This window comes from Corynebacterium gerontici (assembly GCF_003813985.1).
Classification (GTDB): Bacteria; Actinomycetota; Actinomycetes; order Mycobacteriales; family Mycobacteriaceae; genus Corynebacterium; species Corynebacterium gerontici.
Genome location: NZ_CP033897.1, coordinates 1,126,343 through 1,139,660, shown reverse-complemented (window position 1 = coordinate 1,139,660; position 13,318 = coordinate 1,126,343). Strand labels below are relative to the sequence as shown.

The following is a 13,318-nucleotide window of genomic DNA, read 5'->3' as shown; positions in this document are numbered from 1 at the left end:
CAGATGGTTCTGTCAGCACCGAGACCATTCAAGGAATGAAGCGTGACCATCGATACCACCAAGGCCACGAGAAAGACTCCCGTGGACGCCTCCATGCGCCGGAAAATTATCGTCGCATCCACCGTCGGTACCACCATCGAGTTTTACGACTTTTATGTGTACGCAACCGCCGCAGTAGCCGTTTTCCCTGTCCTATTCTTTCCCAAAAATGAAGACCCGACCGTCGCATTGCTGCAGTCCTTCGCCACTTTCGGCCTCGCCTTTCTCGCCCGCCCGCTCGGCTCATTGATCTTCGGTCACTTCGGTGATCGAATCGGACGCAAGGCCACGCTCGTCGGATCACTGCTTACGATGGGCATCGCAACATTTCTCATCGCATTCATCCCGCCGTACACGCAAGTCGGCATCGTCGCCCCCGCACTGTTGGCGCTCATGCGATTCTGTCAAGGCCTCGGTCTTGGCGGTGAGTGGTCCGGTGCGGCCCTGCTCGCCACTGAGACGGCGCAAAAAGGCAAGCGAGCTTGGGCAGCCATGTGGCCGCAGCTCGGTGCACCATTCGGTTTTCTGCTCGCAAACGGATTCTTCCTCATCTTGGTCACTCTCACCGGCTATACCAAAGGCGACGTAGAGGGTGCCTTCATGACGTGGGGCTGGCGCATTCCCTTCGCAATGTCGGCGATCCTCGTGATCGTCGGACTAGTCATACGCTTGAAACTCGAAGAAACCCCGGTGTTCCAAAAGGCCGTTGACAATGGCAAACGGGCCAACATCCCACTATTCGAGGTATTCAAAACCTCGATGAAACCCATGGTGATTGGCACCTTTGTTATGTTGTCCTGCTACACCCTGTTTTATCTGGTTACCACCTGGGTACTGTCCTTCGGCATTGGATCCAAGGATCTTGGCAAGGGGCTTGGTATCCCCTATATCGACTTCCTCAAGCTGCAACTCATCTCGATCTTCGCTTTCATCGCAGGCATCCCATTGGCCGGACAGCTCGCTGATCGACGTGGCCGCAAGCGCACCCTGACTGGCATCTCTTTCATCATGATCCTGTTTGGTTTTGGCTTTGATTTCTTCCTCAACCCAGACCACGCCAGCGAAACCAGCGTCCTGTTGTTCTTGACCATCGGCATGTTCATCATGGGCATGATCTTTGGCCCAATGTCCGCAGTACTCCCCGAACTGTTCACCACGAATGTCCGCTACACCGGCTCAGGTATCAGCTATAACGTGTCTTCTATCCTGGGTGCGGCGGTAGCGCCTTTCATCGCCACTGCGTTAGCGCAAAAATTCGGCGTAGCCAGCGTGGGATGGTATCTCATTGCGGTATCGCTGATCACCCTGGTTGCGGTGCGGCTAATGAAGGAGTCACGAGACTTTGACCTCAACGAAATCTAGCTGGAATCAACGCTAGAGTCTCGCGCGATGAGCAGATGCCCCAATAATGATGGCATCTGCCAACTCCGCCAGTATCAAAGCCTCCTTCAACGCAAGCTGGTAAATCCAAAGGCGGCGGTAGACCGCATCAAATCCAAGGGCGGCGGCTTCGCGCTCGTGCCCCTCAAAACGTTCGCGCTCGAGACGCAAACCTTCCACATAATGGCCACCAAAATGCAAGACGTCGGTGGCTTTCATGCCCTGAGATTTCAGCATCAAGTGCAAGATGTCATCCCGATCATGCAAATGAAAAGCCGGCGTGACATAAGCCCGAATTAGCTCGGTGCATCCCGCCACACTCTTGCTTGGTTCATGCGCGACAAGGGTTTGCAGAGCCAACCGCCCTCCTGGCACTAAAGCTTGCTCGACCACCTTGAAAAAATGCTGCAGACTTCGCGGATCCATAGATTCTGCGGAATCCACACTGACGCAGGCGTCGAAGCGACGCCGAAAAGCGCCCGGGTCAGGCAACGGCGTGAGCGTGGGCACTACCTCTAACGCACCATCGGCAATTTGCGCCACTTGTTCCAGCGAAGCGAGCACATCAGGATCAGACGCCAAAGCATCAACGGTGGCATGTCTGGCGAGCGCGGCGAGCGTCAATGCGGGTGTTTGCGCGGGAAGATCTAGCACGTACGCGCCGGTTCCCACATTGGCTACGTCAAGCAATGCCTGAGTTGCCCTCGATTGCGCTTCCGTGAGGTCATCTCGCTCCACAACCGTCGGATCGCTCAACGTAGTGACTTCGATGCTGAGGGGCGGGGTGTGCTTCGTCCTGGCAGTTTGAGACAACGTCTCTCGCTGCATCGTTGGAACACCTGAGCTGAATAATGTGGCATAGGTGTTTGTTGAGTCCCCTCCACTCAGACGATGGAGTTCTAGCGGCGCAACGGAGCCGTCGTAACGAACACCGGTCCGCACGGGGGTTTTGGGGTTATAACCGGCGCGCAGCAGGCGCTCCAACACCATCGCGAGCCTTGGAGAGGTCCACTCTCCCGCCATGAAACTTTCGCCGAGACCCAGCCATCCAACGTCCGCGAGACGATAAAACAACGCCTCTTCGAACACCCGCAAGTCTGGATCTTCACCCTCGAGGCGCAACCCGGCTTTTTCGCACGCCAGGGCAAATTCAGACTCAACTTTCCGTGCCCGCCTTCGCGCCCGAGCATGATCCGGCACATCAGCAATGGCCGGCCAACGATCTTCATCGATGGTGCTCATAATCCTCCTGGAAAAATTTGGCGCAGCTCAGAATGAAAATTCAGACTACTCAGCACACTCCCAACATGGTGGGAGACATGCCCATATCCGGGCAGAAACCTTGACATCCATGCCCAAAGTGATTTGCGAGAGTCAAAGCGCTAACATAATCGCCAACGCCCTCGTGGCCATGCTCACACGAACGTGGGCTACTTCGCTGCGGACATCTTCGGGCAAACGTACTTATTTTTTAGGAGAATCATCTACATGTCGAACACCCCGTTTCGACCCGATGGCGGTCGCCATCACGTCGTGATCATTGGTTCCGGTTTCGGTGGCCTATTCAGTGCACGTGATCTGAAGGACGCCGACGTCGACATCACGTTGATCGACCGCACCAATCACCACCTTTTCCAGCCCCTGTTGTACCAGGTGGCAACTGGCATTTTGTCCTCCGGCGAAATTGCCACCTCAACGCGCCAAATCCTTGGCCAACAGGAAAACCTCAACATCATGAAGGCCAATGTCACCGGCATTGACACTTCGAACAAGCTGGTGAAGGCTGAGCTTGACGATTACACCGTTGAAGTTGAATACGATTCCCTGATTATCGCCGCTGGCGCAGGCCAGTCTTACTTTGGCAACGATCACTTCGCTGAATTCGCGCCGGGCATGAAAACCATCGACGATGCCCTCGAACTTCGGGCCCGCATCGTAGGCGCGTTCGAACGCGCCGAGCTCACCGACGATCCGGCTGAGCGTGAGAAACTCCTCACCTTCGTTGTGATCGGGGCCGGCCCCACTGGTGTGGAGTTGGCCGGCCAACTCGCAGAGATGGCACACCGCACGCTTTCAGGTTCCTACACCCGCATCAATCCCTCGAACGCGAAGGTGATTCTGCTCGACGGCGCGCCGCAGGTACTTCCGCCCTTTGGCAAGCGCTTGGGACGCAACGCGCAGCGCTCGCTGGAGAAGATTGGTGTGACGGTCAAGCTGAACGCCATTGTCACCAACATTGATGAAAACACCGTCACCTACAAGTCCACTGTGGATGACACCGAGCACACCCTGGATTCCTACTGCAAGATCTGGTCTGCTGGCGTCGCCGCTTCCCCGCTGGGCAAGATGGTGGCCGATCAACTCGGCGCAGAGGTGGATCGTGCTGGTCGTGTCTCCGTGAACCCCGACCTTTCCGTTGGTTCCGACAAGAACGTGTTCATTATTGGCGATATGATGTCGCTCAACGGCCTGCCGGGCGTTGCTCAGGTAGCAATCCAAGGTGGCGAATACGTCGCAGAACAACTGACGGAAGAAGCTGAAGGCCGCAGTCCAGAGGCTCGCGAGCCATTCGAATACTACGACAAGGGCTCGATGGCCACGGTTTCCCGCTTTAACGCCGTGGTGAAGATTGGCAAGCTTGAGTTCACTGGATTCATCGGTTGGATCATGTGGCTCGTGGTTCACCTCATGTTCCTCATCGGTTTCCGTAACCGAATCACCGCTGCCTTCTCTTGGGGCATCAACGCGCTGTCTCCCAAGCGCTGGAACTTGGCATCCACCCGCCAGCAGCTCTACGGTCGCAACGCGCTGCACCACCTCAACGAGGACAGCGAAGATCGCAAGCACTAGGCCCTCGGGCGAAGAAGCTCCGGCTACGCAATACCCCAAGGGGTGCGAGTCGGAGCTATCTTGATTGCCACCTACTTACGCAGTTCTGCCACCAGAAAACCTGCGTTCGGTTTCATCGGCTCTAGATCCCAGGAGCTGAATTGCTGGGACACCTCGAACCCCGCGGCTTCTGCGTGCTCTAAAAACGCCGGGAAGGGATAACCACGTCCGGCGCCGAACCCGACGAGCAAGCGTGAACCTGGTGCCATCACCTCGTAGAGGTGTTTCAACGCAAGTGGCCTTTCGGCTGGCGCTAAAAAGGTTAGGACGTTGCCAGCACAGACACCGACCTGAAAGCCGGGTTCAACGTCGATTCTCTCCGCCAAATCCGCCACCTTCCACGATGCCTCAGGGTACCGATGGCGGGCTATGTCGATCAGAAGTGGGTCAAGATCGACGCCGACCACATCGTGTCCGCGCTCGGCGAGATAACCTCCAATCCGCCCCTGCCCACAACCGGCGTCGAGGATTCGAGCGTGGCGCGGCGCGATGGCGTCGACAAGCCTCGCCTCACCGTAGATATCATTGCCTTCGGCGGCGATTCTGTCCCAACGGTCAGCGTAGTTTTGGGAATGGTCAGGATTTCTGGTGGTGATTTCTTTCCACGTTGGCATGTGAGCAATTATAGAAAGTACGCAAAAGCCAACCCCAGCCCTCTTTACCTCTAGCGCAAGCTCGAAAGGATTTCTCATGGCCAAAAAGGCGCCAGTGCAGCAACGAGTACAGCGTGAGCAGCTTCCCGTAGCGGAGATTACGGATCACTGTCGTGTGTACGTCGATGGCGTGAACCAAACGGATTCCCAGGCGCACCCGGCCACACTGGATCACGTGAGGAAGCTGGAAGCGCAAGGTCATGACGCTTTTGTGTGGTTGAGTTTGTATGAACCAACCGAACGTCACATGCACCAGATTGCCGAGGATTTCCAAATCCACGAGCTCATTACCGAAGACGCAGTTTCGGCGCATCAGCGGCCCAAGGTTGAGCGCTACGATTCACAGCTGTTCATGGTGGTCCGCTCCATCATCTACCGGGATCAAGACACGGTGAAAGATGCGCGCCAAATTATCGAGTCTGGTGAAGTGCAAATGCTGGTGGGGCCTAACTTCATCATCACGATCCGCCACCGCACCCGCCTTCCGGGCCTCGAATCGCGGCTCGACGATGCCGAGGAACTCGCGTCCTACGGTCCTATGGGTATCGCTTGGGCAATGTCGGACCACCTCGTCGACCACTATCTGCGTGTGGTTGATGTGTTGAGCACCGAGGTTGATGAGTTAGAGGAAGAAGTCTTTACGCCGAATTCCCGCATCGACATTCAAACGATTTACAACCTCAAACGCGAGATTTTGGAAATGCGCCACGCCATCGATCCTCTCGCGCCAGCGTTGAGGCAGTTAATCGCTGGTAACGAAGACATGATCGGCAAGCAGTTGCGCTCCTATTTCCGCGATGTGCTCGACCACGAAATGCAAGCAAAAGATCAAGTTGCCAGCTTCGATGAGCGGCTATCAGCGCTTATCGACGCCGGCGTGGCCATCATCAGCCTGCAACAAAACTCAGATATGCGCGCTATCTCCGCCTACGTGGGTATGGCCGCCGTCCCCACACTGATTGCGGGTGTGTACGGCATGAACTTCGACAATATGCCGGAGTTGCACACCGAACACGGCTATTTCGTGGTGGTAGCGCTCATGGTCTTCATCGTGTTGGGGCTGTGGGTGACCTTCAAGAAGATGGGCTGGCTGGATAAGTAATTATTCGGCGAACTTATCCTTCTTGGGCGCTTCTGCGGGTTTCTGCAACACCATGGTGCGCAGAGTTGCTCTGGAAACAAGCTTGCCCCGGTGATGCATGACGATTTCGATGAGTTGGCTCGATCGGCCCGCATGCACGAAGCGTGCCTCCAAATCGATCACGCCCGCTGATACTGAGGCGATGAAGTCGGCGTTGCAGTTCACACCGACCACCAAGTTGCCACCGGCGCGGGTGAGCCCGAGGATCGATCCTGCGGATTCCGCCAAAGAGGAATAAACACCCCCATTGACGATGCCAGCTGGCTGCAAATGTGCTCCTGAAACATGGAGTTCGGCCGCGACAAGGTCGGGAGTGACTTTGGTGAAGCGCATACCGAGGGTTTTCGTGAAACCCTCGGCGTCTTCGTTGAAGCGTTCAAGCTCCGCGATGCTGAGGCCCTCTGGCCCTAGGCTCGCTAATTGTTCAAACATGTCCGATTGGTTGCTCATGTGTCCAAATGTATCCGATTGCTTGGGATTGTGAAGGGCAAGTACTCGGGTATTGTGGGCAACTATGACTGATGGCAGCAAGAAAGCACAGATTGGCGTTGTTGGGCTGGCCGTGATGGGATCCAACCTGGCCCGCAATTTCGCCCGAAATGGACACACCGTCGCGGTGTATAACCGCAGCCAGGAAAAGACAGAGGCGCTGATCTCACAACACGGTGGCGAGGGTGACTTCATCCCCGCCGCCAGCATCGAGGAGTTCGTCGCTTCACTCGAGCGTCCGCGTCGCGCGATCATCATGGTGCAAGCGGGCACTGCCACCGATGCCGTGATTGGCCAGCTCGCCGATGCGATGGAGGAAGGCGACATCATCATCGACGGCGGCAACGCACTGTTTAGTGACACGATTCGTCGTGAAGCAGAAATTGCTGAACGCGGCCTGAACTTCGTGGGTGCCGGCATCTCCGGCGGCGAAGAGGGCGCGTTGAATGGTCCATCGATCATGCCCGGCGGCCCGCAATCCACCTGGGAGGCGCTTGGCCCTCTGTTGGAATCCGTAGCCGCGAAGGTGGACGGCACCCCCTGTGTAACCCACATCGGCCCCGACGGTGCTGGCCACTTTGTCAAGATGGTGCACAACGGCATCGAGTACGCGGACATGCAGGTAATCGGCGAAGCTTATCAACTCCTGCGTTATGCTGCGGGCTACTCCCCTGCCGAGCTCGCGCAGGTATTCCGCGACTGGAACCAGGGTGATCTCGATTCCTATCTCATCGAAATCACCTCCGAGGTCCTCGACCAGGTGGATGCGGAAACCGGCAAGCCGTTGGTAGACATCATCGTGGATCAGGCCGGGCAGAAAGGCACCGGCCGCTGGACGGTGAAAGCAGCACTGGATCTGGGCATTCCCGTGACCGGTATCGGCGAGGCGGTGTTCGCACGCGCGCTCTCGGGTTCTGCCGCACAGCGCGAGGCCACCGGAGCACTGCCTGCAGGCACACTGCAGACGCTTAAGGACTTGGGCGTGGATCGCGAGGCGTTCGTCGAGGACGTGCGCAAGGCACTGTATGCCTCCAAACTCATTGCATATGCTCAGGGGTTCGACGAGATCAAGGCCGGCTCCGAAGAATATGGCTGGAACGTAGACCCCCGCGATCTGGCCACCATCTGGCGCGGCGGCTGCATCATCCGTGCCAAATTCCTCAATCGCATCGTCGACGCCTACGACGCGGATCCCGAGTTGCCGTCCTTGCTGCTGGATCCCTATTTCACAGGTGAACTCGAGGAGCTTATCGACGCCTGGCGCCGCGTCGTCGTCATCGCCACGCAGGTGGGCCAACCGGTGCCGGTATTCGCCTCTTCTTTGAGCTACTACGATTCGTTGCGTTCCGAGCGTCTTCCCGCCGCCCTCATTCAAGGGCAACGCGATTTCTTCGGCGCGCACACCTATCGTCGTGTGGACAAGCCAGGTTCTTTCCACACGCTGTGGTCCGAAGATCGCTCCGAGGTCGAGGTTTAAGCTACACTTTCCCCGATGAGCTCTTTTCAAAGCCTTGGCTTGCCCGTGCCAATCGTTCACGAGTTGCAACGCCAAGGCATTTCTTCGCCTTTCCCCATCCAGGCCGCCGCGATCCCCTCGGCTCTCGAGGGCCGCGATGTACTTGGTCGTGGCCCCACAGGTTCCGGGAAGACCTTCACCTTTGGTCTGCCTATGATTGCACGCCTAGCGGGTGCAGCCTCGAGGCCTGGAAAGCCTCGGGGCTTAGTGCTGGTACCAACCCGAGAACTGGCGCTTCAAGTGCGCGAACGCTTGGAACCATTCGCGCAAGCCATGGGTTTACGCACCATCGAGGTATTCGGTGGTGTGAATATCAACCGTAACCTCACAATGCTTGCGGCGCCGGTGGATCTTCTCATAGCCACCCCCGGGCGTTTGCAGGACCTGATGGATCGCAAAGCTATCAGCCTGGAACACGTTGCCATCACCACCCTTGATGAGGCGGATCAGATGGCTGACATGGGCTTTTTGCCGCAGGTGCGTCGACTGCTCGATACAACGCCGAAGCATTGCCAAAGGCTCCTGTTTTCAGCCACGCTTGACGGGGACGTCGACAAGCTAGTGCAGCGATACATGCGTGATCCGCTCGTACACTCAACCGCCAAGGTAGAGCAAGCAGTGGACACGATGACGCACTACCAATTCCAGGCAGCCGATCGGGATGAGCGCAATCATCTCGTGCTCGAGATCGCTGGACGTCGTGGAAAAACTATCATGTTCATGCGCACAAAACACGCTGTGGACAGGCAAGTAAAGAAGATGCGTCGCCTGGGCATCAATGCCGCGGGCTTGCACGGAGACAAAGGGCAAAACACCAGGACCAAAGCCGTTTCAGCATTCACCTCCGGCGAAGTGCCCGTGCTGGTTGCTACGGATGTCGCGGCACGTGGCATTGACATCAGTGACGTGGATTTGGTGGTTCACATCGATCCCCCGAGCGAGCACAAGGCCTATCTCCACCGGGCTGGGCGCACGGCTCGCGCCGGCTCGACAGGGGTTGTGCTTACCCTTTGCACACCTGAGCAGCGCCGGGACGTGGATACCGTGCTCTCCAAGGCCGGTGTGAAGGCAACCGTTCTAAAGAATGCACAAGCGGTGAAGAGCCTGACTGGGGCGCGCAAGAGCAATGCGGACCCCTTGCCTCCCTTCGGTGCACAGCAAACGCAGCCCAAGGCCTCGCCACAGCGATCGCATCGCAAGCAAGCACCAGGGCGCCAAGGTTCCCGGAATGCACGTCAACAACGCCGAAAACCAAGGAGCAAATAGCGGTTCAACCCGCATCAATTGCGAATCATGGACGTAGTCATCAGCATTTTATCCCTGCTCGGCTTCATCGCCTTGACAGCGAGCACCGGACTTTTCGTGGCCATTGAATTTGCGCTCACCGGGCTTGAACGGTCCACCATCGAAAACGATGTGCAGCGCCGCGATGATCATCGTGCGAAAGCGGTGCAGCGCGATTTCCAAAATCTTTCATTTGTGCTCTCCGGCGCTCAGCTCGGCATCACCTTGACCACCTTGGCAACAGGCTTCCTTGCGGAGCCAATTCTGGCGAAGTTCTTCACACCTCTGTTGAGCTTGCTCGGGGTGCCGAGTGAAGCAACCACTCCGATCGCCTTGGTGGTGGCGCTATTGGTGGCCACCATGTTGTCCATGGTGTTCGGTGAGCTGGTTCCCAAGAACGTGGCGATTACGAATCCTCTTGCCACCGCCCGCACCGTGGTGACACCGGTGCATGCATTCAATTCGGTGTTCCGCGGCTTCATTCATTTGTTGAACAAGGCCGCCAACTTCACGGTGCGAAGGCTGGGCATCGAGCCAGCCGATGAATTGGCGAGTGCGCGTTCTGCCCAGGAGCTCACCGCTTTGGTGCGCAACTCGGCAGAAAGTGGAGATTTGGACGAAAACACCGCGCTCGTGCTCGACCGTTCGCTCAAATTTGGCGAAACCACCGCCGGAGAGCTCATGACACCTCGATCCACGGTGGATGCACTATCCGCAGAGGACACGGTGCAAGACCTCATCTCAATGGCGATCGAAACTGGACACTCCAGATTTCCGGTTATCCGCGGTGATCTGGATGACACCATCGGCGTGGTCACCTACAAAGACGCGTTTCTTGTCCCGGAGGATCAGCGCCACAGCACCATCATGGCGGATCTGGCTCGCCCGGTGCCGCTGGTTCCCGAAAGCCTTGACGGCGATGCCGTCTTGGATGAAGTTCGTCGTGCGGGTTCTCAGGTAATACTCGTTGCCGATGAGTACGGCGGAACTGCGGGACTCATCACAATTGAGGACTGCGTAGAAGAGATCCTCGGCGAGGTCTACGACGAGCACGATGACGCCGAAGCCGAGCGCGATTTCCAGCGATTCGGCGCGAATTGGCAGGTTGCGGGATTGGTTCGTTTGGATGAATTGGCCGAGAAAGTTGGGTACATCGGCCCCGACGGACCTTATGAAACGCTGGGAGGTCTCGTGATGGCGACGCTTGGCCGAATTCCCCGTCTGGGAGACGAACTGGTTCTTCCAGAAAGCGACAACCCCATGCTGGCGGAGTTCGAGTCTGGATACAGGGGACGCTGGATGGCGAAGGTCACGCTCATGGAAGAACGTCGCGTTGAAAGCGTCATCCTCTCCCCCATTTCTGAGGAAGAGGCCGCGACCATGCTTGAGGCTGTTGAGCCGACGAAGGGAGCACAGCGATGAATTTCTTCATCACCGTCCTCATGATTATCGCATTGCTACTGGCGAACGCCTTCTTCGTCGCAGCCGAATTTGCACTGATTTCCTCACGCCGAGACCGCATCGAAAATCTCATCGCCCAGCACCGCCGGGGTGCCAAGCGCGTCTTGCACGCCATTGAAAATCTTTCGATCATGCTGGCAGCATGCCAGTTGGGCATCACGATCTGCTCGTTGATCTTGGGTAAAGTGGCTGAACCAGCTATCGCTCATTTCATTGAAGAGCCCTTCCACGCTGCGGGTTTGCCGGAGAAACTCCTGCATCCGATTTCCTTCGTCATCGCGCTCGGCGTAATTACGTTCTTGCATATTCTTTTTGGCGAAATGGTGCCGAAAAATATCGCACTCGCAGGCCCAGAAACCCTCGCGTTGTGGCTGACTCCGACATTGTTGGTGTTCATGCACGTCACTCGCCCATTGATTGCCTTCCTAAATTGGGTTGCTCGCATCACCCTGCGCTGTTTTGGTATTGAGCAAAAAGATGAATTGGACGCCGGGGTTGATCCAGAGCAGCTCGCCTCCATGATCTCCGAATCTCGCTCGGAGGGCTTCCTGGACGCTCAAGAACACTCTCGCTTGTCCAAAGCGCTGCAGGTGGAGGATCGTTCTGTCACTGAAATTCTCATCCCTTTGGAGCAGGTGCGTACTGTTGCGTTTGGCAAGCGGGGACCGTTGCTGAGCGAGGTCGAACAGGCCGTCGCCGAAACTGGTTTTTCCCGCTTCCCCGTCACCGCCGCCGATGGGGCGTTCCTTGGCTACGTGCACATCAAGGATCTGCTTGATCGCTTCGAGGCAGACAATCCCGACGCCATCATTCACCGTGCCGAGATCAGGCCGCTCACCATCGTCCATGCTGGCGGAACGCTTGACGAGGCTTTGCAGTTGATGCACAAAAAGTCGGCTCATATGGCTCAGGTGCGCGATCGAGGCGAATTGCTCGGCGTGATCACCTTGGAGGACTTGATCGAGGAATACCTTGGCACCTTCGCCGATTGGACCCACGAACAACGCTCTTAATCCTCCACATCGGCGCTGCTTCGGCATAAGCTAGCAGCGTGAACGTTTGTGGAAAGGTGTGATCATGGGTCAACATTCGCTGGGAACTCCAAACTATCGGCTCAGCAAGGAGCTCATTGCCGGGGTGACGGTAGTCGTGCTTGTTGTGGCGGCAGTGTTGCTTTGGTCCAACCAGCGCCTGCGCTCGGATGAAGAACATTCGGCTCGAGGATGCATCGAAGGCGAGCTCACCGTCCCCATCGCGGTTCATGGGAAAATGAATGCGGCGGGAATCGTCGATAAGCTGTCTCAGCAACAGGCGATCGTCAGGGATTATTGTGTCAAGCCCAAGCTTGTCGACGACCCAGCGCAAGCAGCAGTACTGCTTTCAGCGGAGACAGAGCGCACCATCCGAGATGTGTTGGATCGTTCGCAGCGCACCCCTGCAAGCAATACTTGGCCGATCATTGCTGCTCCGGCCGTCGGGGTGGCAACAAGAGCTGATGGTGCCGGTGATGTGCGTTACCCCACCTCCCCCGATGCCGTTGCCTCCGCAATCCTGGCTTTTGACGAACTTGGCAACGCTGACGCAACCTACCAGCTTCTTGAGCGCGAGCGCGGGGTCGATCTGGAACAGGCTGAATCCGAAAGCGACGCGATCGTCTTAAGCGATGGCACCGAGCCAGAAGGATGGGAATTTGTCGCCCATGATTCATTGCGTATGCCGATCCACGCCGTGGTACTCAACAGCAACGATCAAGCGAATGAAGAGCAGCAACGTGCTGCAGACACGCTCGTGAAAACTGCGGAAATCGATGACGCCCCCACACTTCAGCCAGAGGTAACAGAGCTGCTGGACGCTTTTGGATCCAAGCTGCAAACTACCTCCAGAAGTAACGACACCCTCTTCGTACTCGACACCTCGGCTAATACCGAAGCATGGACGCAGCAGGCCAAAGCGGCGATCAGCGAGACGGTTCAGGCCTTAGCGCCCGATCACGATGCAGCCTTGGTGAACTATTCCTCCCCGCTGAGTCCCGGTGTTTCGAAGGGATGGCGTGACAATGTCGGCTTTGACGAAGACACATCGATCAGCCAAGCACTCGCGAATCTTGGCACCGGAGGTCAACCGCAGACGCGGGAAGCAATTGAACATGCTGTCGGCGTTGCACGCGAACACGGCGGGCAAAGCAACATCATTGTGATCACCTCGGGCACAAGCGACGCAGATGAAAATCAAAACCTCAACGATCTGCTCGCCCGTGCCGCCCAGGACGGTATCCATGTCAGCGTTCTACACGTCGGCCAAACGGACGTAGATCAACAGTTACGTGAAGCCGTAGAGGGCAACGGCGGCTTCTTCGAGGTGATTGAAGACCCGACAAACCTATCCATGCAAGTGGAACGTTTCGCAGGCTTGGCTTAAAGCAAGCGGAGGCCGCCCCGGAATGATCATCCAAGGGCGGCCTTCACC

At 57.1% G+C, this 13,318-nt stretch carries 11 protein-coding genes; 8 read left to right on the top strand and 3 right to left on the bottom strand.

Annotated elements, in window-relative coordinates; translation table 11 throughout:
- The first annotated feature begins 93 nt into the window (after positions 1-93).
- Positions 94-1,401: an MFS transporter gene (locus tag CGERO_RS05370; protein ID WP_123935965.1), complete on the top strand. Its 1,308-nt coding sequence runs from the start codon at positions 94-96 to the stop codon at positions 1,399-1,401.
- Between the two features lie 12 nt (positions 1,402-1,413).
- Here CGERO_RS05370 and CGERO_RS05365 read toward each other — a convergent pair whose 3' ends face one another.
- The gene (locus CGERO_RS05365) at positions 1,414-2,661 is read right to left on the bottom strand and encodes a class I SAM-dependent methyltransferase (RefSeq protein ID WP_123933963.1); all 1,248 of its coding nucleotides are present in this window, start codon (positions 2,659-2,661) and stop codon (positions 1,414-1,416) included.
- Between the two features lie 246 nt (positions 2,662-2,907).
- On the opposite strand from CGERO_RS05365, the gene CGERO_RS05360 reads away from it, so the two are divergent.
- On the top strand, positions 2,908-4,269 hold the full coding sequence (locus tag CGERO_RS05360) for an NAD(P)/FAD-dependent oxidoreductase (protein WP_123933961.1): 1,362 nt from the start codon (positions 2,908-2,910) through the stop codon (positions 4,267-4,269).
- Between the two features lie 71 nt (positions 4,270-4,340).
- Here CGERO_RS05360 and CGERO_RS05355 read toward each other — a convergent pair whose 3' ends face one another.
- Positions 4,341-4,922 carry a class I SAM-dependent methyltransferase gene (locus CGERO_RS05355; RefSeq protein ID WP_123933959.1) on the bottom strand — a complete coding sequence of 194 codons (582 nt, stop codon included), beginning with the start codon at positions 4,920-4,922 and terminating at the stop codon, positions 4,341-4,343.
- Between the two features lie 76 nt (positions 4,923-4,998).
- Here CGERO_RS05355 and corA point away from each other — a divergent pair, with 76 nt between their 5' ends.
- The gene (gene corA / locus CGERO_RS05350; protein ID WP_123933957.1) at positions 4,999-6,063 is read left to right on the top strand and encodes a magnesium/cobalt transporter CorA; all 1,065 of its coding nucleotides are present in this window, start codon (positions 4,999-5,001) and stop codon (positions 6,061-6,063) included.
- On the opposite strand, the gene CGERO_RS05345 is transcribed toward corA, so the two are convergent.
- Positions 6,064-6,552 carry a PaaI family thioesterase gene (locus CGERO_RS05345; protein WP_123933955.1) on the bottom strand — a complete coding sequence of 163 codons (489 nt, stop codon included), beginning with the start codon at positions 6,550-6,552 and terminating at the stop codon, positions 6,064-6,066.
- Positions 6,553-6,616: 64 nt separating this feature from the next.
- On the opposite strand from CGERO_RS05345, the gene gndA reads away from it, so the two are divergent.
- From gndA to CGERO_RS05320, 5 genes are all read left to right on the top strand, one after another.
- The gene (gndA, locus tag CGERO_RS05340) at positions 6,617-8,068 is read left to right on the top strand and encodes an NADP-dependent phosphogluconate dehydrogenase (protein ID WP_123933953.1); all 1,452 of its coding nucleotides are present in this window, start codon (positions 6,617-6,619) and stop codon (positions 8,066-8,068) included.
- A gap of 15 nt (positions 8,069-8,083) precedes the next feature.
- On the top strand, positions 8,084-9,373 hold the full coding sequence (locus CGERO_RS05335) for a DEAD/DEAH box helicase (RefSeq protein WP_123933951.1): 1,290 nt from the start codon (positions 8,084-8,086) through the stop codon (positions 9,371-9,373).
- A gap of 27 nt (positions 9,374-9,400) precedes the next feature.
- Positions 9,401-10,813: a hemolysin family protein gene (locus tag CGERO_RS05330; protein WP_123933949.1), complete on the top strand. Its 1,413-nt coding sequence runs from the start codon at positions 9,401-9,403 to the stop codon at positions 10,811-10,813.
- Positions 10,810-11,865: a hemolysin family protein gene (locus tag CGERO_RS05325; RefSeq protein ID WP_123933947.1), complete on the top strand. Its 1,056-nt coding sequence runs from the start codon at positions 10,810-10,812 to the stop codon at positions 11,863-11,865. Before CGERO_RS05330 ends, CGERO_RS05325 begins: the two co-directional genes overlap by 4 nt.
- A gap of 64 nt (positions 11,866-11,929) precedes the next feature.
- Positions 11,930-13,270: a vWA domain-containing protein gene (locus CGERO_RS05320; protein ID WP_123933945.1), complete on the top strand. Its 1,341-nt coding sequence runs from the start codon at positions 11,930-11,932 to the stop codon at positions 13,268-13,270.
- Positions 13,271-13,318: the final 48 nt, after the last annotated feature.